21 protein-coding genes are annotated in these 23,318 nt (G+C 68.8%); 1 reads left to right on the top strand and 20 read right to left on the bottom strand.

From position 1 onward, the window contains the following. Window positions 1–75 precede the first annotated feature (75 nt). The 4 genes from JIX55_RS33315 to JIX55_RS33300 form a co-directional block, all read right to left on the bottom strand. Window positions 76–2,256, bottom strand: a complete 2,181-nt coding sequence (locus tag JIX55_RS33315) for a hypothetical protein (RefSeq protein ID WP_257566933.1) — start codon at window positions 2,254–2,256, stop codon at window positions 76–78. Between the two features lie 160 nt (window positions 2,257–2,416). Continuing rightward, window positions 2,417–2,848: a DUF6113 family protein gene (locus JIX55_RS33310; protein ID WP_257566932.1), complete on the bottom strand. Its 432-nt coding sequence runs from the start codon at window positions 2,846–2,848 to the stop codon at window positions 2,417–2,419. 64 nt (window positions 2,849–2,912) lie between these two features. Further along, window positions 2,913–3,845, bottom strand: coding sequence for an N-acetyl-1-D-myo-inositol-2-amino-2-deoxy-alpha-D-glucopyranoside deacetylase (gene mshB, locus JIX55_RS33305; RefSeq protein ID WP_257566931.1), 933 nt, complete (start codon window positions 3,843–3,845; stop codon window positions 2,913–2,915). Between the two features lie 128 nt (window positions 3,846–3,973). Continuing rightward, entirely contained in the window at window positions 3,974–4,168 is a 195-nt protein-coding gene (locus tag JIX55_RS33300; RefSeq protein ID WP_005480627.1) for a hypothetical protein, read from the bottom strand. Window positions 4,169–4,393: 225 nt separating this feature from the next. Between JIX55_RS33300 and JIX55_RS33295 the strand changes: the two genes are divergently transcribed. Beyond that, window positions 4,394–6,550, top strand: a complete 2,157-nt coding sequence (locus JIX55_RS33295; protein ID WP_257566930.1) for a S9 family peptidase — start codon at window positions 4,394–4,396, stop codon at window positions 6,548–6,550. Window positions 6,551–6,710: 160 nt separating this feature from the next. Here the strand turns inward: JIX55_RS33295 and JIX55_RS33290 are convergent, their stop codons facing one another. From JIX55_RS33290 to JIX55_RS33215, 16 genes are all read right to left on the bottom strand, one after another. Beyond that, entirely contained in the window at window positions 6,711–7,817 is a 1,107-nt protein-coding gene (locus JIX55_RS33290) for an ABC transporter ATP-binding protein (RefSeq protein WP_257566929.1), read from the bottom strand. After that, entirely contained in the window at window positions 7,798–8,793 is a 996-nt protein-coding gene (locus JIX55_RS33285; RefSeq protein ID WP_257566927.1) for an ABC transporter ATP-binding protein, read from the bottom strand. Before JIX55_RS33285 ends, JIX55_RS33290 begins: the two co-directional genes overlap by 20 nt. A 9-nt stretch (window positions 8,794–8,802) precedes the next feature. Beyond that, window positions 8,803–9,810: an ABC transporter permease gene (locus JIX55_RS33280; protein WP_257566926.1), complete on the bottom strand. Its 1,008-nt coding sequence runs from the start codon at window positions 9,808–9,810 to the stop codon at window positions 8,803–8,805. Continuing rightward, window positions 9,803–10,726, bottom strand: a complete 924-nt coding sequence (locus JIX55_RS33275) for an ABC transporter permease (protein WP_257566925.1) — start codon at window positions 10,724–10,726, stop codon at window positions 9,803–9,805. Before JIX55_RS33275 ends, JIX55_RS33280 begins: the two co-directional genes overlap by 8 nt. A 6-nt stretch (window positions 10,727–10,732) precedes the next feature. Next, entirely contained in the window at window positions 10,733–12,370 is a 1,638-nt protein-coding gene (locus JIX55_RS33270; protein WP_257566924.1) for a peptide ABC transporter substrate-binding protein, read from the bottom strand. Window positions 12,371–13,029: 659 nt separating this feature from the next. After that, the gene (locus JIX55_RS33265) at window positions 13,030–13,413 is read right to left on the bottom strand and encodes a VOC family protein (RefSeq protein WP_257566923.1); all 384 of its coding nucleotides are present in this window, start codon (window positions 13,411–13,413) and stop codon (window positions 13,030–13,032) included. Between the two features lie 86 nt (window positions 13,414–13,499). Further along, window positions 13,500–14,699, bottom strand: coding sequence for a zeta toxin family protein (locus JIX55_RS33260; protein WP_257566922.1), 1,200 nt, complete (start codon window positions 14,697–14,699; stop codon window positions 13,500–13,502). Further along, window positions 14,696–14,995: a hypothetical protein gene (locus JIX55_RS33255; protein ID WP_257566921.1), complete on the bottom strand. Its 300-nt coding sequence runs from the start codon at window positions 14,993–14,995 to the stop codon at window positions 14,696–14,698. The genes JIX55_RS33260 and JIX55_RS33255 overlap by 4 nt, the downstream gene beginning before the upstream one ends. A gap of 7 nt (window positions 14,996–15,002) precedes the next feature. After that, window positions 15,003–15,125, bottom strand: coding sequence for a hypothetical protein (locus JIX55_RS33250; protein WP_257566920.1), 123 nt, complete (start codon window positions 15,123–15,125; stop codon window positions 15,003–15,005). 53 nt (window positions 15,126–15,178) lie between these two features. Then, window positions 15,179–15,799 (bottom strand): HAD-IA family hydrolase, encoded by a 621-nt coding sequence (locus JIX55_RS33245; RefSeq protein ID WP_257566919.1) that lies wholly within the window; start codon window positions 15,797–15,799, stop codon window positions 15,179–15,181. A gap of 170 nt (window positions 15,800–15,969) precedes the next feature. Further along, window positions 15,970–16,527 carry a hypothetical protein gene (locus JIX55_RS33240; protein ID WP_257566918.1) on the bottom strand — a complete coding sequence of 186 codons (558 nt, stop codon included), beginning with the start codon at window positions 16,525–16,527 and terminating at the stop codon, window positions 15,970–15,972. A 144-nt stretch (window positions 16,528–16,671) separates the two neighbouring features. After that, window positions 16,672–17,814, bottom strand: coding sequence for an ABC transporter ATP-binding protein (locus JIX55_RS33235; protein ID WP_257566917.1), 1,143 nt, complete (start codon window positions 17,812–17,814; stop codon window positions 16,672–16,674). 14 nt (window positions 17,815–17,828) lie between these two features. After that, window positions 17,829–18,890: an ABC transporter ATP-binding protein gene (locus JIX55_RS33230; protein ID WP_257566916.1), complete on the bottom strand. Its 1,062-nt coding sequence runs from the start codon at window positions 18,888–18,890 to the stop codon at window positions 17,829–17,831. A 15-nt stretch (window positions 18,891–18,905) separates the two neighbouring features. Further along, complete coding sequence (locus tag JIX55_RS33225; protein ID WP_257566915.1) at window positions 18,906–19,883, bottom strand: ABC transporter permease; 978 nt, start codon at window positions 19,881–19,883, stop codon at window positions 18,906–18,908. A 98-nt stretch (window positions 19,884–19,981) separates the two neighbouring features. Further along, window positions 19,982–21,775 carry an ABC transporter substrate-binding protein gene (locus JIX55_RS33220; RefSeq protein ID WP_257566914.1) on the bottom strand — a complete coding sequence of 598 codons (1,794 nt, stop codon included), beginning with the start codon at window positions 21,773–21,775 and terminating at the stop codon, window positions 19,982–19,984. 101 nt (window positions 21,776–21,876) lie between these two features. Further along, on the bottom strand, window positions 21,877–22,923 hold the full coding sequence (locus JIX55_RS33215; protein WP_257566913.1) for an ABC transporter permease: 1,047 nt from the start codon (window positions 22,921–22,923) through the stop codon (window positions 21,877–21,879). Between the last annotated feature and the right edge of the window lie 395 nt (window positions 22,924–23,318).

The raw sequence follows: 23,318 nt of genomic DNA, 5'->3' as shown, positions 1-23,318 counted from the left end.
GCGTCGGGCCGGTGCACTCTGCGTACGAGGGGGGCACCCGGTGTGTGCCGGGTGCCCCCCTCGTACGGCTGCGGACTAGCTCGGGTTCGTGTCGATCACTGCCACGCGGTCCGTCTTGCTCTTCAGGGCCTGGCGGAGGGCGCTGTAGACGTCCTGAACCGTGACCGGGGTCTTCTCGCCGTTGCCGCGGGCGATGAGGACGTCGTCGAAGGTGCTGCCGTAGAGCTCCTTGAGGGCCTTCTCGTCGTAGGAGTCGACGAGCTTGCCGTCGATGGTCTTGACCGTGAGGAACTTCCAGAGGGAGTTCTCCGGGCTCATCGGGATGCTGTGCGCGGCGTCCGTCTGCACGGTGACGATGTCCGACATCGCCGGCTGCGCGAACTCCTTCATGAACCGGTCCACCTCGGCCTTGTCGACCGACGGCTCCTTGGTCGTGGTGGGGAGGTCCACGGCGGTGACGGTGCCGGTCTCCACCTGGGTGCGGTAGGCCTCCTCGACGGCGTCGGTGGACTCGTCGACGGCGATGCCCTTGCCCGCCTTGCCGTAGACGGCGACGGCCCGGCCCGCCTCGTACTTGACCGTTCCGTCGCTCGCCGAGCCGGAGCTGCCCGCGGCGCGCCGCAGAGCGGCCTCCAGCTTCTCCTCGTCGACGGGCATGACGGGCTCGACGACGCGCTTCTGGCCGAAGAGCGCGCCGATCACCGAGACGGGGTTGTAGTCGCTGACGGCGGCGGCGCCGACCGTGGCCTGCTTGTCGAACTGGAGTCCGGCCTGGTCGGGCCTGAGGGAGACGGTGTCACCGTCGACGGTGAGCTTCAGCGCCTTGTTCGTGCGGTCACCGAAGGCCTTGTCGAGCTTGTTGACGGCCTCGTCACGGGTGCCGCCGCCGATGTCGACGCCGAGGACGGTGGTGCCCTTGGGGACGTCGGAGTGGTTCATCAGCAGACCGGCGCCGTAGACACCGCCGCCGAGGACGACCACACCGCCGACGAGCAGCCCGAGCTTGCTGCGGCCCTTCTTCTTGGCCGGCTTCGACGCCTTCGCGTTCTTCCCGGAGCCGGACTTCTGCTGCGGGCCGGGGTCGGGCAGCTTCGGCGGGGTGTGCTGCACCGCGCCGTCGGGGCCGCCCGCGCCGAACGGCGTGCCCTGGGTGCCCGGGGGCACGACCGGGATGCCGCTGGTCAGGGTGTGCCCGGAGGGGTTGTCCACGACGGGGCCGGGGCCGCCGTAGCCCGGGGTGCCCGGCTCGGGCGCGGGCCGCTGCGGGGTGAGGACCGCGGTGTCGTCGCTGAGGCCGCCGCCGGGGCGTGCGTAGGCGTTGGGCGCGGAGAAGTCGGCTGCGGGGTCGCCGAAGGGGCTCCCGGGGCCGCCCTGACCGCCCTGGCCGGGAGGCGGCGGGCCGAGCGGGCTGTCGCCGGTGACGGGGCCGCTGGTGAGGCCCGCCGGGCCGGAGCGGCCGTTCTGGCCGCCGGGGCCGCGGCCGGCGCCGTTGTCCGAGAAGTACGGCAGGTCGTCACGCTCCGGCTTGGTGCCGGCCAGCGCGGCCGACACGTCGAAGGAGCCGGTGCCGCCGCCGTGGCCGGGAGCGACCGGTCCGGCGCCGGTGGCACCGGGGAGCCCGGCACCGTTCGTACCGCCGGGCCGGGGGCCACCGCTCGTGCCGTGGCGCGGGCCACCGGGCTGCGCGCTACCGGGACCACCGGCCAGCGGGCCCGTGCCGCCGGGGCGGGCTCCCGTGCCGGGGCCGCCCGGCGCGCCGGAGCCCGGAGCGCCGCCGATCGAACCGGTGGAGAAACCTGCTCCGTTGCCGGCGCCGCCACCCGAGCCCCTCGGGGGCGGGGGCGGTGGCGGGGCCGAGCCCCTGCGTGGCGCGAACCAGTCGCTGGTGGGCTTGTCGTCGGCCGGCGCGGACGGCTCCGGTACGGGCGCCGGGGGGTCCGTGAACACGGGCATGGCCGTGGTGCCGGTGGTCTCGGACTCGGACCCGGTGTCGTCCGCGGCACCCTCGCCGTCGCCGACCGGCGTGCGGACGACGACCGGCGGGATGGGGCGCGATCCGGGGATGTTGATCCGGACCCGCGTCGTCAGGGTGGTCTCGGTCTTGGGTCCGTCCGGTCGCTCGCCGGCGGCCGACCGGGCAGCGGCGGCCCCGGCCTCGGTGGCCATGGGCGTGCCGTACGGCGGTGTCCCCGACGGGTACGCGGTACTGCCGCGCCCATTGGCCCCGGAGGACGAAGTGTCAGTTTCACGACTCAAGGCAGGTTCTCCCGGTTTGCTCCGCCGCCCGTCACGACCTCAACTCAGCGGGCAGCTCGGCGGCGCGCACCACCATACTGGCCACTTCCGGCGCGTATCCCACGACCGCGTGGGAAACCATCACGGGACCCGCACCGGCGTACTGCGGCGAAGTGGTACGTCACTTGCCAAGTCGGGCGTCGGGCCCGGTCGGTTGCCGCCCCCATCCAAGGGTGGCGCAGATCACAGCCACAGCCATGCCACCGAGCAGGAAGAGATACGAGCCGACTCCCGCGCCGAACAGGAAGTCCCCCTCCGGCCGGGTGGACGTGAGCAGGACCACGGAGATCATCCAGCCCACGGCCGGCGCAACCGCCCCCGCTCTGCCGCCCGTCGCCCGGGCGCCGCCCTGGAAGAGCCCCGCCGCGCCGAGCAGCGCGAGCAGCAAACCGCCGGGGAACCAGGCGGCTTGGAGCAGTCCGCCGGCCACGCCGACCACGGCTCCCAGCACGAAGAGTCCCAGGTGGGCGGCTGTCCGCCCCAGCGGGGGCAGCGTCAACGGCTGCGCGAGCGCGCTGCCTTGCCCGCCCGAGGGCCGGTCCGTCGGTTTCATCGCCGGCCCGCCTCTCGGCAGTCGCCCGAGCACACCACTCGTCTGTCATACCTATGCGTACGCATCACAAGGCCGTTCCGTTCTGCGGTTCCTCGAAAGAAATGCCGGGAATCCCTTCGAACAAGTCGCTCTCCCGGCTCCCCCCTTCGCGTCTGCCGCGCACCAACTCGTAGTACTCGGTGGTCAGGAGAGGCTGCGCCAACTGGTTGGAGAGGGCGAAGTACGGCTCGGCGACCTCGATCTGGGTGGCGTGCGCGCGCATCGCGGCGATCTTCGCTGCCGCGAAGTCCGTGCCGTCGATCTCGGTGGTGACGATGTGGTCGTCGACCACTCCGGGCACATCCGTGACGGACGCGGTCCGCCGGAAGGGGAGCCGGCCGGGCTCGGCGAGATCGCGGCGGAGCCGGCCGAAGCCCTCCAGGAGCACACCGCGCGGCACCCGGTTCCAGTAGACCTTGTCGATCTCCCAGGGCTCGCCCAGATCGGGGCGGAAGTCCGGGTCGGGGGTCAGGTCGGCGGCGCGCATGGCGACGCGGTGGGCCTGGATGTGGTCGGGGTGGCCGTAGCCGCCGTTGGGGTCGTAGGTGACGAGGACCTGGGGGCGTACCTCGCGGATGACCTTGACCAGGTGGGCGGCGGCCTCGTCGAGGTCGGCGGACCAGAAGGCGCCGGGCCGCTCGTTCTGCTCGACGCCCATCATCCCGGAGTCGCGGTAGCGTCCGGGGCCGCCGAGGAAGCGGTGGTCGGTGACGCCGAGCTCCTTCATGGCCTCGGCCAGCTCGTCCACCCGGTGCGGGCCGAGCGCGTCGTCACGGTCGGGCGTGAGGTGGGCGAGACGGGGCGGAATGACCTCGCCCTCCTCGCCGAGGGTGCAGGTCACCAGCGTCACCCGCGCTCCCTCGGCCGCGTACTTGGCCATGGTCGCGCCGTTGTTGATCGACTCGTCGTCCGGGTGCGCGTGCACCAGAAGCAGTCGGCGGGTGAGCAGATCCGTCATGGGGCCCACCCTACGAGGCCCCCGGCCCGCGCCTGTGCCGGGCGTGGGCATTCACAGGAACGGTCGGGCCGCGGGGGTCGAGGACCTGGTGGGACAGGACCTGGAAGAGCCCCCGGCGGCCGGAGGTGTCAGAACTTGATGCTGCCGATCATGCCCGCGATGTTGGTCGTCAGCTCGCTGATCGTCGGCGCGATGGTCGAGGAGGCGAGGTAGAAGCCGAGCAGGATGCAGATGATCGCGTGTGGTGCCTTCAGCCCTGACTTCTTGATCAGGATGAAGACGATGATCGCCAGCAGCACCACCGCCGAAATCGAGAGTGCCACGGCGGCTCACCTCCAAAAGTTCCCTGGGACCTGGGGAGCGAAGCAGTTGTCAGGACGATGACGGCGGAGCCGTCGTCAACCGATGACGTGGATGACGCAGTTGTAAATCCATACAGCGGCCAGCAGGTTCATACCCACCCAGCGGTAGTGATCATAACTATCCATACGCGCGCATCGATCGGCGCACAGCCGCACAAGGGGGCGCATGGCCAATATGGTCGGACCATGACGACCCAGCCCGAGTCCTTCCCCCGCCGACACGCCCGGACGCAACGTTTCACCCTCGGCGCCCCGCGGGCGTTCTCCGTCGCTCCGGACGGTTCGCGCGTCGTGTTCCTGCGGTCCGCGTCCGGCACCGAGCGTGCCAGCAAACTATGGGTACTGGACGTCCCGGACGGCGACGAGCGGAGCGAGACGGGGGTCTCCCCGGCCGAAGGCCGGGGGAGGATCGCGGCCGACCCGGCCGCCCTGCTCCACGGCTCCTCCGAGGAGTTGTCGGCCGAGGAGCGTGCGCGCCGGGAGCGCAGCCGCGAGGGCGGCGCCGGGATCGTCGGCTACGCGACCGACGCGGCCGTGGAGTTGGCCTCTTTCGCCTTGTCAGGGCGGCTTTTCGTGGCCGAGCTGCGGGCCGGGACGGCACGTGAACTGGACGTTCCCGGACCGGTGATCGACCCCCGCCCCTCCCCCGACGGCCGGTACGTCGCCTACGTCGCCCGGGGCGCGCTGCGGGTCGTCGAGGCCGAGGGCGGCGACGATCGGGCGCTCACCGAGGAGGGCCTGGCGAACGTCACCCACGGTCTGGCGGAGTTCATCGCGGCCGAGGAGATGGGCCGTTCACGCGGCTTCTGGTGGTCGCCCGACTCGGATCGCCTACTCGTGTCACGCGTGGACGACACGCCGGTGCGCCGCTGGTGGATCTCGGACCCCGCGCAGCCGGAGAGGGACCCGCAGCGGGTGGCGTATCCGGCGGCCGGCACCGCCAACGCGGACGTACGGCTCTTCGTGATCGACCTCTCCGGGTCCCGCACGGAGGTCGTGTGGGACCGGGCGCGCTACCCGTACCTGGCACATGTGCACTGGTCAGCGGCGGGTGCCCCGCTGATCCTGGTGCAGGCGCGGGACCAGCTCAGCCAACTGTTCCTGGCCGTGGACCCGGACTCCGGGGCGACCCGGATGGTGCACGCCGATGAAGATCCACATTGGCTTGATCTTTTCCCTGGGGTGCCCTCGTGGAGTCCGTCGGGGCAGCTCGTGCGTGTCGCGGACGAGGGCGGCGCGCGGGTGCTGGCGGTCGGCGAACGTCCGCTGACGGGACCGCAGTTGCATGTGCGCGCGGTCCTCGACGTCGCCGACGACGACGTGCTGGTCTCGGCGTCGGCGGGCGAGGCGGCCACCGACCCGGAGACCGGCGAGATCCACGTCTACCGCGTGAACGAGCTGGGCGTGGAGCGCCTGTCGCAGGAGCCCGGCGTGCACTCGGCGGTGCGCGCCGGGCATGTGACCGTACTCGTCTCGGCCGTTCCGGAGCGGGCCGGCGCCCAGGTGCAGGTGCTGCGGGACGGCAAGCGCGTGGCCACCGTGGCGTCCTACGCGGAAGATCCTGGTATGTCCCCGCGCGTGCGGTTCACACAGGGGGGCGCACGCCGCGTACCGTGCGCCCTGCTTATGCCGAGGGACTACGACGGGGACACACCCCTCCCGGTGCTCATGGACCCCTACGGCGGTCCGCACGGCCCCCGGGTACTCGCCGCGCACAACGCGCACCTCACCTCACAGTGGTTCGCCGACCAGGGTTTCGCGGTGGTCGTCGCCGACGGGCGCGGCACCCCGGGCCGCTCCCCCGCCTGGGAGAAGGAGATCGACGGCGACTTCACGCTCTCCCTGGACGACCAGGTGGACGCGCTGCGGGACCTCGCGACCTCGCATCCCCTGGACCTGTCCCGGGTGGCGATCCGCGGCTGGTCGTACGGCGGCTGGCTGGCTGCCCTCGCGGTGCTGCGCCGCCCGGACGTCTTCCACGCGGGCATCGCGGGCGCCCCGGTCACCGACTGGCGGCTGTACGACACGCACTACACGGAGCGGTACCTGGGCGACCCGACGGCGACCCCGGAGACGTACGCGAAGAGCTCCCTGGTGACGGACGAAGGACTGTCCGCCCCCGCCGAACCGCACCGCCCGCTGATGATCGTGCACGGCACCGCCGACGACAACGTGGTCTTCGCCCACGCCCTGCGCCTGTCCTCCGCCCTCCTGGCGGCCGGCCGGCCACATGAGGTGCTGCCGCTCTCCGGGGTCACCCACATCACCCCACAGGAACAGGTCGCGGAGAACCTGCTGCTGCTCCAGGTGGACTTCCTCAAGCGCTCGCTGGGGCTGGAGTAGATCCGAGCAGGCACAGCAACGGGCCGGGGCTACATGGCGAGCCCCGGCCCGTTTACGGCACCCGCACGGCCGTACGTGTTTTAGATTCGCGTGTCCGTATATCGGAACGGGGTCAGTCAAGTTGCTTGCGTGTTAACGCGGTTGATGCGTATTTGTGTGGCTATTCGGCGCCATCCACATGATCGTCCGTAGGTTCGTCGGGCGGCTCCTCCGGTGGAACGACCTGCTTCTCCTCCGCGAAATGGCAGGCCGAGTCATGGGCCGCCGGGCCGGTCGTGAGCCGGAACTCCGCCGGGACCGCGAGCAGCGGTACCTCCAGCGCGCACCGCTCCTGGGCCTTCCAGCAGCGCGTGCGGAAGCGGCACCCGGACGGGATGTTCGTCGGGGAGGGCACATCGCCGAAGAGGATGATCCGCTCCCGGCGCTCGCGGGCCTCGGGGTCCGGGACGGGCACGGCGGAGAGCAGCGCCTGGGTGTAGGGGTGCGTCGGATGGTCGTAGATCTCGGCGTCGCGGCCGATCTCCACGATCCGCCCGAGGTACATGACGCCGACCCGGTCGGAGATGTGCCGCACGATCGACAGGTCGTGCGCGATGAAGACGTACGACAGTCCGAACTCCCCCTGGAGCCGGTCCAGCAGGTTGATGACCTGGGCCTGGACCGAGACGTCGAGCGCGGAGACGGGCTCGTCGGCGACGATGATCTCGGGGCGGAGGGCCAACCCGCGTGCGATACCGATGCGTTGGCGCTGGCCGCCGGAGAACTGGTGCGGATAGCGGTTGATGTACTCGGGGTTGAGACCGACGACGTCGAGGAGTTCCTGGACCCGGCGCCGGCGGTCGCCCCTGGGCGCGACCTCGGGGTGGATGTCGTACGGCTCCCCGATGATGTCGCCCACGGTCATACGGGGGTTGAGGGACGTGTACGGGTCCTGGAAGACCATCTGGATGTTGCGGCGGACGGCCTTGAGGGCCTTGCCGGAAAGCGTGGTGATGTCCTCGCCCTTGTACTTGATCGCTCCGGCCGTCGGCCGCTCCAGATTGACCAGCATCTTGGCGACGGTCGATTTGCCGCAGCCGGACTCGCCGACGATGCCGAGGGTCTCGCCCGCGTGGAGCGTGAAGTCAACGCCGTCAACAGCCTTGACGGAACCGACCTGCTTCTTGAACAGAACGCCCTGAGTCAACGGGAAGTGCTTGACCAGTCCGCTGACCTCAAGGATCGGCTCAGCCCTTGCCCCGGCTGCGTCAACTGTCGACTCGGTCATCGAGGCACTCCCTCCAGAAGTGGCAGGCGCTCATCCGGATGCCGTCCGACGGCTCCACGTCGTACAGCGGGGGTACGTCGGTCCGGCACAGGTCGCGGGCCATCGGGCAGCGGGGGTTGAAGGCGCAGCCGGGCGGGATGTTCATGAGGTTGGGCGGCAGGCCCTTGATGGCGTACAGCTCCTGGCCCTTCTGGTCGAGCCGGGGGATCGAGTCGAGGAGGCCGCGGGTGTAGGGGTGGGCCGGGGCCTTGTAGATGTCGTGCACGGGGGCGGACTCGACGATGCGGCCCGCGTACATCACGGCGATGCGGTCGGCGACGTCGGCCACCACACCGAGGTCGTGGGTGATGAGGATGAGACCCATGTCGAGCTCGCGCCGGAGTTCGGCGAGGAGGTCCATGACCTGGGCCTGGACGGTGACGTCCAGCGCCGTCGTGGGCTCGTCGGCGATGATCAGCGCGGGTTCGAGGGCCAGCGCCATGGCGATCATGATGCGCTGGCGCATGCCGCCGGAGAACTGGTGCGGATAGTCCCGTACGCGCTCCTTGGCCGCCGGGATGCGGACCCGGTCCATCAGCTCGACGGCCTTGGCGCGGGCGTCCTTCTTGGACAGGCCCCGGTGGACGACGAACATCTCGCCGAGCTGGTCGCCGACGCTCAGTACGGGGTTCAGGGACGACAGCGCGTCCTGGAAGATCATCGCCATCTCGGCGCCGCGGATCTTCCGCCGCTCCTCCTCCTTGAGCTTCAGCAGGTCCTGGCCCTTGAAGAGGATCTCGCCGCCGGTGATCTTCCCGGGCGGCATGTCGAGGATGCCCATGATCGCCTGCGCGGTGACCGACTTGCCGGAACCGGACTCGCCGAGCACGGCCAGCGTCTGGCCCTCGTCCACGCCGTACTCGACCCCGTTGACGGCCTTGGCGACCCCGTCCCGGGTCCTGAACTCCACATGCAGATCGCGCACTTCGAGCAGCATGGCGGCGGCTCACCTCAGCTTCGGGTCGAGGGCGTCGCGCACCGCGTCGCCGAGCATGATGAACGCGAGGACGGTGATCGCCAGGGCCCCGGAGGGCCACAGCAGGGCGTGCGGGGCGTTGCGGATGTACGGGGAGGCGGCGGAGATGTCGATGCCCCAGGAGACGCTGGGCGGTTTCAGGCCGACGCCGAGGTACGACAGGGTCGCCTCCAGGGCGATGTACGTGCCGAGGGCGATGGTGGCCACGACGATGACCGGGGCGACCGCGTTCGGGGTGATGTGGCGCAGCAGCATGCGGGAGTTGGAGGCGCCGAGGGCGCGGGCGGCCTGGACGTAGTCGTTCTGTTTGGCGGTGATGACCGCGCCGCGGGCGATGCGGGAGATCTGCGGCCAGCCCAGCAGCACCATGAAGCCGATCACCGGCCAGATGCTGTTGTTGGTCACCACGGACAGCAGCACCAGGCCGCCGAGCACCACCGGGATCGCGAAGAAGACGTCGGTGATCCGGGACAGGATCGAGTCCCAGAACCCGCCGAAGAACCCGGCGAGCCCGCCCAGCACCGACCCGAGGATCGCGACCCCGAGTGTGGCGCAGACGCCGACGGCGATGGAGATCCGCGCCCCGTAGACGGTACGGGTGTACACGTCGCAGCCCTGGCCGTCGTAGCCGAAGGGGTGGCCGGGCTGCGAGCCCTCCTGGGCCTTGGACAGGTCGCACTTGAGCGGGTTGCCGGAGGCGATCAGCGACGGCCAGAGGGAGATGACGACCAGGAAGAGGATCACCAGCCCCGAGATGATGAAGACGGGGTTGCGCCGCAGGTCGCGCCAGGCGTCCGACCAGAGGCTGCGCGGCTTGTCGGACGGGTCGCCGCCGTCGCCCAGGCCCTTCTCCAAGGTCTCCCCCTCGGTGGTCGCCAGGTCCATCGCGCCGCCCATCCCCGTCGCAGCGATCGCCCCGCCCTCGGCCGCACGCCCGCCGCCCGAGACATGCGGCTCCGGAGGCTGCGGCTCAGGCATAGCGGATCCTCGGGTCGAGTACGGCGTAGAGGAGGTCGACGAGCAGGTTGGCGACCAGGAACACCAGGACGAGGACGGTCACGAAGCCGACGACGGTCTGGGTGTTCTGGCGGAGGATGCCCTGGTAGAGCTGGTAGCCGACGCCATGGATGTTGAAGATCCGCTCGGTGACGATCGCGCCGCCCATGAGGGCGCCGATGTCGGTGCCGATGAAGGTGACCACGGGGATCAGGGAGTTCCGCAGCAGGTGTTTGCGGATCACCCGGTGCCGGGGCAGGCCCTTGGCGACGGCGGTGCGGACGTAGTCGGCGCGGGCGTTCTCGGCGATGGACGTCCGGGTCAGGCGGGTGACGTACGCGAGGGAGACGGAGGCGAGGACGAGCCCGGGGACGATCAGCTCGTCGAAGGGGGCGTCGGAGGAGACCGACGGGCGGATCCAGCCCCACTCCACGCCGAGCAGCAACTGGAGCAGCAGACCGGTGACGAAGGTGGGGACCGAGATGACGACCAGGGTGACCAGCAGGACCCCGGTGTCGACGGGCCGGCCGCGGCGCAGGCCGGTGACGACGCCGAGGGTGATGCCGATGACGATCTCGAAGAGGATCGCGACGATCGTCAGCCGGATGGTGACCGGGAAGGAGGAGGCCATCAGCTCGGTGACCTCCTGCCCGTTGAACGCGGTGCCGAAGTCGCCGGTGAAGAGGTTGCCCATGTAGGTCAGGTATTGCTGCCCGACGGGCTTGTCGAGGCCGAACTCACGGCGCAGTTGGGCGGCCGTCGCCGGATCGCACTCCCGGTCGCCGCAGAGGCCCGCGATGGGGTCGCCCATCACGTTCACCATCAGGAAGATCAGGAGGGTGGCGCCCACGAAGACCGGGATCATCTGCAGCAGGCGCCGGACGACGTACCGTCCCATGGGAGGTCAGCTGACCTTGATCTGGTCGTACACCGGCACGCTGAACGGGTTCAACGAAACGTCGGAGAGGCGCTCCGAGTAGCCCGCGCTGCCGTTCTGGTACCAGAGCGGGATGGCGGCCATGTTGTCCCGGACGACCTCCTCGGCCTGCTGGAACTTCTCCACCGCCGTCGCCGTGTCGGACTCGGCGTTGGCCTCGTCGACGAGCTTGTCGAACTCGGCGTTGGTCCACTTGCCGTCGTTGGAGGAGGCGTTGGTGTAGTACAGCGGCTGCAGGAAGTTCTGGATGAGCGGGTAGTCCATCTGCCAGCCGGCGCGGAACGGCCCGCTCATCTTCCGCTCGGTGATCTGATTGCGGAAGTCGGCGAAGGTGCCGACCGGGTTGCCGACACACGCCTTGTCGTTGTCGAGGGCGTTGTTGACGGAGTTGCAGACGGCGTCGACCCACTGCTTGTGGGAGCCGGTGTCCGCGTTGTACGTGATCTTGACCTGGCCGCCGGGCAGTCCGCCGCCCTCCTCGATCAGCTTCTTGGCCGCGTCCGGGTCGTACTCGCAGGCGTCACCGCACAGGCCCTCCTTGTAGCCGCCCTCCTCGCCGAGGACGGGTGAGGTCCAGTCGGTGGCTGGGGTGCGGGTCTTCTGGAAGATGGTGTCGGTGATCTGGTCGCGGTCGATGGCCCGGGACAGGCCCTCGCGGACCTTCTCCATGCCGTCCTTGCCCCAGGTCTCGTCGTAGAACGGGAAGGCGAGGGTCTGGATGATGCCGGCCGGGGTGTTGATGTACCGGTCGCCGAGGTCGGCCTCGACGTTCTTCAGCTGGGCGGCGGGGACGTCGTCGACGAGGTCGAGGTTGCCCGCCATCAGGTCGGTGTAGGCGGTGTTGTTGTCGGTGTAGACCTTCAGGTCCACGCCGCCGTTCCGCGCCTTGTCCTCGCCCGGGTAGTCGTCCCACTTCCGCACGGAGAGCTGGGAGCCCTTGGTGTACGAGTCGACGGCGTACGGGCCGTTGCCGACGGGCTTGCTCAGCCAGGCGTCGTGGTCGGTGAAGAACGACTGGGGCAGCGGGGCGAAGGCGTTGTAGCCGAGGGTGTCGGGGAAGGTCGAGAACTTCTGGGTGAGCTTGACCGTGAAGGTCTTGTCGTCGACGACCTTCAGCCCGGAGAGGGTGTCGGCGGTCTGCTCGCCCTCGGCGGGATGGGTCTTGTCGTAGCCCTCGATGTACTCGAAGAAGTACGCGTTCCGCTGGTTGTTCTTCAGACTCGCCCCGTAGTTCCAGGCGTCCACGAAGGACTTCGCGGTGACCTTCTCGCCGTTGCTGAAGGTCCAGCCGTCCTTGATGGTGATGGTGAAGTTCTGCGAGTCGGTCGTCTCGATCTCCTCGGCGAGCATGTCCTTCGCCTCACCGGTCCTGGGGTCGTACCGCTTCAGCCCGCGGAAGATCATGTCGAGCACCTTGCCGCCCTGCACCTCGTTGGTGTTGGCCGGCTCCAGCGGGTTCTGCGGGTCCCCCCACGAGGAGCTGAGCACGGCGCCGGTGTCACCGCTGCCGCTGCCGCCGTCGTCCTCCCCGCCCCCGCAGGCGGTCGCGGCGAGAGCCACCGCCGCCGCACCGGCGATCCATCGGGCGTGCGTGGCTCCACGCATGGAGTGCCTCCTCGTGAGTGCGCAGTGGTCTGCGGTACTGCGCTGTGCTCCAGCGCCGGGGCGCTGTTCCGTTACCGGCCAATATCAACCGGTTGCACGCATAGCGCACATCACTCGGCCCGTCCGGGGGAACGCCTCCATCCGGATGTACGCACTCACTGCGTCTTACGTGGGATCGCGCGGGCGGAGTCGGGGGTGGGGGCGCGCGGGCGAAGTCGGGGGTGGGGGCGGGGACGGGGGCGGGGACGGCACCGCGGCCGGGGCGGGGACCGGCCGGGGCCGTCGGGTTCGGCCACGTCTGCACGGCCCTGCCCCAGGACGGCTCTGGCCACAAGTGTCCGCGGAGTCCCACCCGGGCCTGCCGCCACATGGGATTTCGTGCTTGCGCTGTGGGACTGGGCGCCCACTTGCCGACGGCTGGGGCCGAGCGGCCCGCAGGCCGCCGTTGCGGCGGGGTGGGGCCGACCGCTTCAGCCTGTGCGACGCGAGGCCAGGCCGAGAGTCTCGCCGTTGATTCCGCCGATGAGGGCTTGCAGAGCAGCGGATGTGGTGGCTATGACGGTCTCGGGGGCTGCGCTCTCACGTTCGGAAGATGTTCCATTTCTATGAGCGACCTCACCCAATACACACGCCACACGCCTCTTGAGCAACAACTGAGCTCAACCCAATTCGCCCCGCTCCACACAGAATTCGTTGCCCTCGGGGTCGGCCATGAGGACCCAGCCGCCGCCGTCGGGGCGGGTGTGGTCCGCGATCACACGGGCGCCCAGCGCGAGCGCCCGCTCGACCTCCTCGGCACGGGTGCGGCCGTGCGGCTTCAGATCGAAGTGGAGCCGGTTCTTCGCCGACTTGCCCTCGGGCACCCGGACGAACAGCAGCCTGGGCCCCCCGGCCGGATCCGCGATCAGCGCCTCCGGATCACCGGGCTTGTCGTCGTCGGCCAGCGGCCGGCCGAGCAGTTCGCTCCAGAAGAGGCCGAGGTCGTACGGGTCGCCGGTGCAGTCGAAGGTGAGGCTGTGGATGGTGGGGGGCTTGGGGCTCAACTGGTGTCTCCGTGTGAGTCGGTGAGTGGGTGAGTGGGTCCGTCAGGTGCGTGAGGTAAGTCAGGTGACTCGGTGCGGCAGGTGATTCAGCGGTTCCGGGTCGGGCCGGGATTGTTGTCGTTCGGCTGCGGGTTCGCGGGAGGGCGGTGGGGAGCCTGCGGGGCGCCCGGAGCGCGCTGCGGCCCCGGTGTCCCAGGAGTGCCCGGCGTACGGTTCGCGGCCCCGCCCGGCGACCGCATCGTCGCCGCCGAGGACACACCAGGTCCTGCGGCCGCCCCCGGTGCCGGCTGCTGGAGGGCCGTTCGCAGGCGGTGCAGCCGGTCGGCCACCGCGGGGTCGGCGTACGGCTGGGCGGCGGCGACCGCGTCCGAGACGAGTCCCCGCCAGCGCGGCTGGATCGGCTCGCCCAGCTCCTCCGGCTTGACCTTGGCGAGCTTCTCCGCGGTGGTGGCGAACCACTCCGACTCGTCCCGGGTCCACGGACGTTCGCGTTCCGTGCGCAGGGCGGTGTCCGTGCCGGTGGGCCGGGTCCAGTCGCCGTCGGGGCCGAGTGTGTTGCGGTGGAGGGCGGTGCCGTCGCGGCGGTAGACCGTCACCGAGTCCGCGAGCCGCTCCTCGTCGATGACCCGGGCGCTGGCGAGGACACCCGGGAACGAGCGGTCGGGGTCCTCCACGAAGCGGGCGCCGCCCTGGGCCAGCCGGTCGGTGTGGTACCGCTCCAGCACACCCAGCCGGCTCAGCGCTGAGCCCCCGGCGACGAACACCACGTCGATCTCGTACCCGGCCTCACGGAACCGGTTCAGCAGCCGCCGGGTGCGCTCGGGATCGTCCTGGGCGGTGTCGAACAGCACGTCGAGCCGCCGGTCGACGGCGTCCCCGATCGCGGTCTCCACCCAGGCACGGGCGTCGTGATGGGTGTAGAAGCCGGCCGTGGTGTCGTCGGCGCGCAGCAACTCCGGCCACTTGGGGTGCAGTTCACGGATGCCGTCGCTGGAGATCTTCACTGGGTCCCGGTCTCCGACGAGGGCCCGGGCGACATTGGACTTCCCGGAGCCCGGCTGCCCGCCGAGCACGATCACCCTCGGCCGCTCGGCCCCCTCCCCGACCAGCACGGCCGGGGCGATCACCTCCCGGTAGACCTGCCGGTGCCGGTCGGGCGGGAGGGCGTGCCGTAACGGGTCGGGGGACGGCGGCTCGGGCGCCGTGGGCTGCGCCCCCGGACCCGAAGCCCGCGACCGAGGCCTTGCTCCGGCCCCCTCGGCTCTCCCCGGCTCCTCCCCCGTCACCGCCCCTCCTCCACGGCCCGCCGGGCCACCGGGCCCAGCTCCTCGACCACGCGCCGCAGCTCATTGGGGGTCAACTTCCTTACCCGACGCATCAGTTCGGCGTACCGCTCGTGCTCCGCCGTCCAGCGCGCGACCGTCTCCGGGTCCGGCTCGGCCGCCTCCCGGGCCAGCCGCAGCCGCTCCGCCGCCCAGCCGGTCAGCAGGCCGAGGATGCCCTCGGCGGAGTCCAGGTCCCGGGCGGACCGCTCGGAGAGGACGGAGAGGTCGTGGCTGCGCAGGTCATCGGGCTCGGGCATGTACGGATCACTCCTCGGTGACGCGGGTACGGCGTACCGGACCGACGGCCTCTTGCGCCCCGGCCCCCTCTTCCACCACGCCGGCGTCTCCGGCCACGGTTCCGCCACCGGCCAGGGTCCCGCCATTCACCGTGGCTCCGCCACCGAATTCGGCCGCCGGTGCCGTCTCCGGCCGGGTTCCCCTCAACCCACCGCGCGCAGAACCGCCCCCGCCGCCTCCCTCAGCGACCCGAAACACACGTGCGCGTCCCGGAGTTCCTCGGGCCGGTGCGTGGAGGCCACCGCGTACACCGTGCAACCGGCCGCGAGCCCCGCCGCTATACCGGCCGGCGCGTCCTCGACGACCAGGCACCGGGCCGGGTCCGCGCCCAGTCGTGCGGCGGCGGTCAGATAACCCTCGGGCGACGGCTTGCCCTCGGAGACGTCCTCGGCGCAGACCCGTACCTCGGGCACCACCAGCCCCGTACGGGCGAGCCGCGCGGCGGTGGGCTCGGCGCGGCTGGAGGTGACGACGGCCCAGCGGCCCGGTCCCAGGGCGCGCAGCAGCCCGGCGGCCCCGTCGAAGGCACGGAAGCCGGGTTCCTCGGCCGCCATCAGCCGGTCCAGGGCGCGGTGTTCCTCGGCCGGATCGCGCTCCGGCGCCACCAGCCGCAGGATGTCCGCCCGCCGCCGCCCCTGCGTGGCCACCCACACCGCCTCGGGGTCCAGCCCCCGCGCCCGCGCCCAGGCCCGCCAGACCCGGCCGTGGGCGTCGGCGGTGTCGATCAGCACGCCGTCCACGTCGAACAAAACGACCGTGGCCACTCCCTCACCTGACTTCCATTCCGCGCTCACCGATTCGTCCAGCCTTGTTCGAAACGCAGCCACCCAGGACGCCACTCACGGCAGATGCTATTCACGCAGCACCGAGGCGGCGCCACCGAACTTCCCGGTGACGCCGCCTCGCTTTTCTAGATCGCCAAGCGAAGCATTGATCACTTCAGCGAGTACTTTATGACCCAAGTAGCCTTATTGAAATTGGAAGGCTTCCTTCCACACTTGAGGGTGGTCTTGTTCACCGCCTGCAAATAGCCACAGTTTCCGGCGATTGGGGTCTTGGCCCCCTTCTTCAGGGAAGCGAGAGCGAAGCTCTTAGTTCCCTTGCCTCCGTTGCACGCCCTCAGGTAGACCGGCTTGTTCTTGCCGTTGTCCGCGATGCAAGCGGCGTAGGAAATCGTGGGCGCACTGTAGTTCGCGTACTGAGCCGAACCGTAGTTGTTCCAGTGGAAGGCGTCCTTCTTCTTACACGTGGCCAGGACCAGCTTCTCCTTGACCCCATTTCCCTTGACGCACTTCCCGTTGTACTTGTTCACCATGTACCAACGGCCACCCGCTTCGGCTTGAGCAGTGGGCGCGGGAGCACTGACAGCCAACCCCACAGCCATCGCCGATGTCATCGCACCAACAAGAACGCTTCGCCTGATGGTCATTTTCATCCCCGAGCGCAGTTTCGTTGTCGACGCCGCATTCATCGACGCCGGATCATCGAGCACCTACGACGGATATCCTCACCGAACTGTCGAGTCCATGTCACGCAACTTGAGATACATCTGAGGTGGAGCAAAGGAACTGGGGAGGGGTAACTTCCCCTCCCCAGCCGGTAGTTCGTCGCCGCCCGGTGTGCCGGACACCAAGGATCAGTCCTTCGTGACCTTCTGCCCAGACTTGCCTGCGGCATCCTTCTCCAGCGCCTTCAGCGCCGGGTCCAACACGACGTCCTCTCCACGGGCCTCCGTCGTCGGATCCTCCGGGAAGTGGCATGCCGTCAGGTGGCCGTCACGGTTGCCGGAGATCTGGAGCAGCGGGGGCTCCTCCGCGGCGCACTTGTCCTGTGCCTTCCAGCAGCGAGTGCGGAAGCGGCAGCCGGACGGCGGCGAGATCGGCGAGGGCACGTCGCCGTAGAGCCGGATTCGCTCCTTGTCCTGGCCCTCTTCGGCGATCTCGACCTCGGGGACCGCGGAGAGGAGTGCGTGGGTGTAGGGGTGGCGGGGCCGGTTGTAGATCGAGTCCCGGTCGCCGACCTCCACCACCTTGCCGAGGTACATCACAGCCACGCGCTGCGAGAAGTGCCGGACGATGGCGAGGTCGTGGGCGATGAACAGGAAGGCGATGCCCAGCTCCTGCTGCACCTTCTGGAGTAGGTTCACCACCTGGGCCTGGATCGACACGTCCAGCGCGGAGACCGGCTCGTCCGCCACGATCAGCTTCGGGCTCAGCGCCAGTGCGCGGGCGACACCGATGCGCTGGCGCTGACCGCCGGAGAACTCGTGCGGGAAGCGGTTGTAGTGCTCGGGGTTGAGGCCGACGAGCTCCAGCAGCTCGCGGACCTTCTTCTCCCGGCCGCCCTCCGGCTCGATCCCGTTGACCTCCATCGGCGACTTGATGATGGTGCCGACGGTCTGCCGCGGGTTCAGCGAGGAGTACGGGTCCTGGAAGATCATCTGGATCTCGGACCGGACCGGCGCCAGCTTCCGGCGCGAGGCGTGCGTGATGTCCTGGCCCGCGTACGTGATCTTCCCGGCGCTCGGCTCCAGCAGCCGCGTGATCAGCCGGCCCGTCGTCGACTTGCCGCAGCCTGACTCGCCCACCAGGCCGACGCTCTCGCCGACACCGACGGTCAGATCGACGCCGTCGACCGCCTGCACGGCGCCGACCTTGCGTTTGATCGGGAACCCGCCGTAGATGGGGAAGTGTTTGGTCAGGCCCTGGACCTCAAGGAGGGGCTCCGTCGATGTGCCGGTGGAGCCCTGCTGTGCGGGGAGGGTGAGGTTGTCGCTCATGATCTCGGTTCTCCCTAGCGCAGCCGGGGCTGGATCTTGTCGATGAAGATGGTCTGCTTCTGCTCCGCGGTCAAGTGGCACGCGGAGGCCCGGCCCTCGGCCAGCGGGGGCCGTGTGTCGGTGCACAGGGTGCCGGTGACCTCGCCGGTGAACGCGCACCGGGGGTGGAAGGGGCAGCCGGAGGGCGGGTTGAGCAACGAGGGCGGGGAGCCGGGGATCGGCGTCAGCATCTCGTGGATGTCGCCGTCCAGGCGCGGCATCGAGCTCAACAGACCCCAGGTGTAGGGGTGCTTGGGGGACCGCAGCACTTCCTTGACGCTGCCGCGCTCCACGGCCCGGCCCGCGTACATCACCAGCAGGTCGTCGGCCATGTTCGAGATGACGCCGAGGTCGTGGGTGATGAAGATGATCGCGGAGCCGAACTCCTGCTGGAGATCCTTGAGCAGGTCGAGGATCTGTGCCTGCACGGTCACGTCGAGCGCGGTCGTCGGCTCGTCGGCGATCAGCAGGTCGGGGTCGCACATCAGCGCCATGGCGATCATCGCGCGCTGGCGCATACCGCCGGAGAACTGGTGCGGGTAGTCGTCGAAGCGCACCTTGGGCTGCGGGATGCCGACCTTCTCCAGCATCTGGATCGCCCGGTCCTTGGCCTCCTTCTTGGAGGCGCCGCGGTGCTTCATGAACGGCTCGGACAGCTGCCGGCCCACCGTGTAGTACGGCGACAGGGCCGTCAGCGGGTCCTGGAAGATCATCGCCATCTTGTTGCCGCGGAGCTGCTCCAGCTCCTTCTCGGTGGCGGTGACGAGTTCCTTGCCGTCGAGGAGGATCTCCCCGTCGACGGTACTGGTGCGCGGGTTGTGCAGGCCGAGAACCGTCAGGTTGGTGACGGATTTACCGGATCCCGACTCACCGACGATGCCCAGGGTCTTGCCGCGCTCGACATCGAAGGAGAGTCCGTCGACGGCCTTGACGATGCCGTCCTCGGTGGAGAACTGCACCCGCAGGTCACGGACCGAGAGGAAGCTCTCGGGCCCGGTCGGGGCCGGGGCGTCCTCGGTCTTGGTCAGTGTGGTCACGGTGGTTCGTTCTTCCTAGGAGAGCCGGACGCGCGGGTCGATCCAGGCGTACGCGATGTCGGTGAGGATGTTCACGATCAGGATGAAGAAGGCCCCGAACATCATGACGCCCACCGTCAGGGGAAGGTCCTTGGTCATCGCGCCGTTCACGGCCAACCGGCCGATGCCCTGGAGGGAGAAGGTGATCTCCGTGACCACGGCACCGCCGAGCATGGCGCTGATGTCAATGCCGAGGACTGTGACGATCGGGATGAGCGAGCCGCGCCAGGCGTAGCGGAAGAAGACGTACTTCTTCGACATGCCCTTGGCCCGAGCGGTGCGTACGTGCTCCTCCGCGAGCTGCTCGATCATGGAGGCGCGAGCCATACGCGTGTACTGCGCGGTGAAGATGGTGGCCATCACGACCACGGGGATGGACATCCCGATGAACCAGGCGGCCGGGTCCTCGGTGATGGGGACGTACTTCGGGTCCTCCATCCAGCCCGTGCTGTAGACGAAGATCGTCAGCACGATCGGGCCGAGGAAGTAGATCTGGAAGGAGCTGAGCACCATGGACGTGCCCGTGGCGACCTTGTCGAGCGTGGAACCCCGCCGGTAGGCGGAGATCATGCCGGCGCCCACACCGAAGATCAGGAAGCAGATCGCGCCTCCGGCGGTCAACGTAAGGGTGGTCGGGAAGCGGTCCATGATGGTGTCCCAGACCATGTCGCCCGAGTAGAACGACTGGCCGAGGCAGGGGGCGGCGCAGTGGCCGTCCGGGAAGTCACGGCCCGTCACGATGCCGGACATGAACTGCCAGAACTGTTGCGCGACCGGCAGATTGAGGCCGAGCGCTTGGCGGATGTCCTCGATTCTCGTCGCGGAGCAGTCCCTGCCACAGGCCAGAGAGGCGTAGTCGGACGGCCCGGCGATGAAGAGGAAGAACGTGACGGCGCCGATCAAGAACAAGGTGACGACGGCACCGGCCAGGCGCCGGATGATGAACTGAAGCATGGCGGGGAGGCTGCTCTCTGCAGAGAGGGTGGACGGTTTCACGGAACCGCGGGAGTGCGCTCCGCCTGGTGCGCACTCCCGCGATCAGCCGTAGAGAGTTACGACTTCAGGAACAGTCGGGTGACGTCGATGTAGCTCGACTCAGTGCTGTAGCGGGCACCGCCGATGTTCGAACCGTAGAGCTGGAACTGCTTGGAGTACCACAGCGGAGCAGCCGGGTTGATCTCCTCCAGGATGTAGTGGTGCGCCTCCTGCCAGGTCTTCTGGGCCTCGGTCGGGTCCTGGGAGAGGGCCTTCTTGATGAGCTCCTGGACCTTCGGGTCGTTGACGTGCGAGTAGTTCGGCGAACCGTCGGCGACCTGGTCACCGTCGTAGATCGGCGTGACGACCGTGCCCGGGGACGGCCAGTCCTGGCCCCAGCCGGTCACGTAGATGTCGTACGGGTTCTTGACCTTGCCGATCTGCTCGTAGAAGCTCGCGGCGTCGATCTCCTTGCCGACGACCTCGATGCCGACCTTGGACAGCGCGTCCTCGAGGGCGACCTTGCGCTTCTGCTCGTTCTCGCTGTTGCGGTAGGCGAAGACGAGCTTCTTCTCGGAGGCCGGGACGTCCTTCAGGAGCTCCTTGGCCTTCTCGATGTTGCCGGACGGCGTCTTCAGACGGCCGTACGGGTCGTACTTGGCCTCGTAGCCCGGCAGGGTCGGGGCGAACAGGTTCGGGGCCGGGTCGCCACCGTAGGCGCCACCCTCACCGGCGATCAGCGACTTGGAGTTCACCGCGTAGGTGACGGCGTCGCGGACCGCCTTGTTCTTGACGCGGTCCAGGTTGAAGTTCAGCACCATGACGTAGGGCTGGTAGCCCTTGATCGTGCGCTTGTTGACGGCCGGGTCGGTGATGACGTTCTGGATCTGGGTGGACTCGACGGCGCCAGTGAGCTGGATGGCGTTCTTGGAGGCACCCTGGTCGGCGATCAGACGCTTCGTCTGGGTCGACTCGGTGACGCCGAAGTCGATGTTCCAGCCGTCCACGTACTGGTGGCGCACAGAGTCGGTCTTCGGATCCCACTGGTCGTTCTTGACGAGCTTGAGGGACTTGCCGACCTTGTACTCGGAGATCTTGTACGGGCCGAGGGAGACCGGGGCCTTGTCGTACTTCTCCTTCGTGTCGGTCTCCTCCGGAACGATGGAGTAGCCCGGCATGGCCAGCGTCTGCGGCAGGTCCGGACGCGCCGTGTCGAAGTGGAAGACGATCGTCTTGTCGTCCGGGGTCTCCAGGACGGAGTCCGGCAGGTGCTTCTTGCCGTAGCCGCCGTCCGGCAGGGCCTCGCGGTACTTCGGACCGCTCAGCCAGGTCTGCAGGTAGTTCGGGCCGTCGAAGATGAACTCGGCGTAGGTGCGCTCGACGGTGTGGCGGATGTCGGCAGAGGTGATCTCCTTGCCGTTCTGGTCCTTGATGCCGTCCTTGAGCGTGTACGTCCAGGTCTTGCCGCCGTCGGAGGACTTGCCCGAGTCGGTGGCGAGGTCACCGACGACGGAGACGCCGCCCTTGCCGTCTTCCTCGAAGTTGGTCAGCCCGCGGTAGATCAGGTTGGCGATCTGGCCACCATCGGAGACGTAGGTCTGACCCGGGTCCAGGTGCGAGAGGCCCTGCTCCTGGTAGATCTCGATCGTGCCACCGCTCTTGGCGCCGGGCACCTCCTCGGCGGGACCGGTCGACGCGGCCGCGTCGGCGTAGGTGACGGCCTTCGACTGCGCGGCCGCCTCCTTCTGGTCCTTCTTCGAGTCGGTCCCCGAGTTGTTGCCCTTGTTCTCCGAGCACGCCGTGAGTACGAGGGAGCCGGCCGCGATCGCGACCACTATGGCGCGAGTTCTGCGCGAATTGAGCGACTTCATGTGGCGTAAGCACCTACCTGTCGGTTGTTATCCATGAGTACTGCCTGACGCGGCTGGTAGGCCGACGCGGGGGCGGCAGTCACCCCCCACCAATGGACGATTCAGCGCCCGGACTTGGGGTCGAAGGCATCCCGTACGGAGTCTCCGAGAAGGTTGAAACAGAGGATGAAGATCACCAGCGCCACGCCCGGGAAGAACATGAACGCCGGGTCCTGCTCGGCGTACTTGGCGCCGGCGGCGAACAGCCGTCCCCAGTCCGGGGTGGGCTCGACGAAGCCGACACCCGCGAAGGAGAGGAACGCGATGGTCAGGATCGTGCTGGGCAGCTGATACGTGAACTGCACCAGGATCGGCGACACGACGTTCGGCAGGATCTCCTTGCGGACGATCCGCCAGGGCGAGGCCCCGGACACCTTGGCCGCCTCCACGAACTCCCGCTCACGCAGCGACAGCACGGTGGAGCGGACAAGTCGCGCCATGCTCATCCAGCCCAGCAGCCACAGCACCAGCAGGATCGCCACCGCCCGGAAGTATGTGGGGGTCTCTTCCTGCGGGTCGACGAAGAACGCGGTGACGACGGGCATGAAGGCGATGAAGAACAACTGCTGCGGGAAGGCGAGGAAGAAGTCGGTGACGCGGCCGATCCAGTAGTCGGTACGACCACCGAAGTAGCCGCCGATCAGACCGATGATGACACCGGTGACCATCAGCAACCCGGTCACGCCCAGCGCCATGTAGAGCGAGGTGCGCATGCCGTACATCAGCATGGCGAACAGGTCACGGCCGTACTGCGGCTCGACGCCGAACCAGTGGTCTCCCGAGACACCGCCGAAGTAGCCGAGCGGCAGGCCGAAGTCATCGAGCACGGGATTGACGTCCACGTACGTGGGGTCCTGTCCGTACAGCGTGTACGGGTTCGTCCCGCTGATCGAAGTGACCAACGGCGCGAGCAGCGCGAGCACGAAGTAGAAAATCACTACCCCGGCGCAGATCATGCCGGTACGGTCACGCCGGAAGCGCTGCCACATCAGCTCGCCGGGGGAGCGGCCTTCAAGCGTCTTTGGCTTGTCGACCTCGCTGGTCGAATCCAGCTCGGGGTCCAAGGTGACCGCGGACCCGGAGCCCTCGGCCTTGGTTGGACTGGTCATGTCTGTTCTTCCCCCGGGGGGTTGGAGAGTTGAGCGCAGCACAGATACCGGCAGGTTCTGTGGTTTGGGGGAACTTTCGCCAAGGCGGTCAACGCGCGTCAAGGGCGGAAGGCATAGGGATCTCCCTACCGTCCATATTTTGAGCAAAAATTGCAAAGATTGACACCTACGCGCGCTTGACAGGCGAGATCCGAAATAGGCGAATCGGACATACGGGGAACGATTTTTGTTTACATGTCCGAAACTTGATCGCTGGATCACCGATATCCGAACAGTGCTTCACAGCCCACAGACAGTGAACCGAAGGATCCCGGCCGGAAGTCCAGCCTCCCTCGGACACCCTTCGCACCCTTCGCGGAATACCCAGTATCCCCACAGGACCTCCCCTGTATACG

Origin of the sequence: Streptomyces sp. DSM 40750 (assembly GCF_024612035.1) — a bacterium.
GTDB lineage: Bacteria > Actinomycetota > Actinomycetes > Streptomycetales > Streptomycetaceae > Streptomyces.
This window is presented reverse-complemented; position numbering and strand designations above follow the sequence as displayed.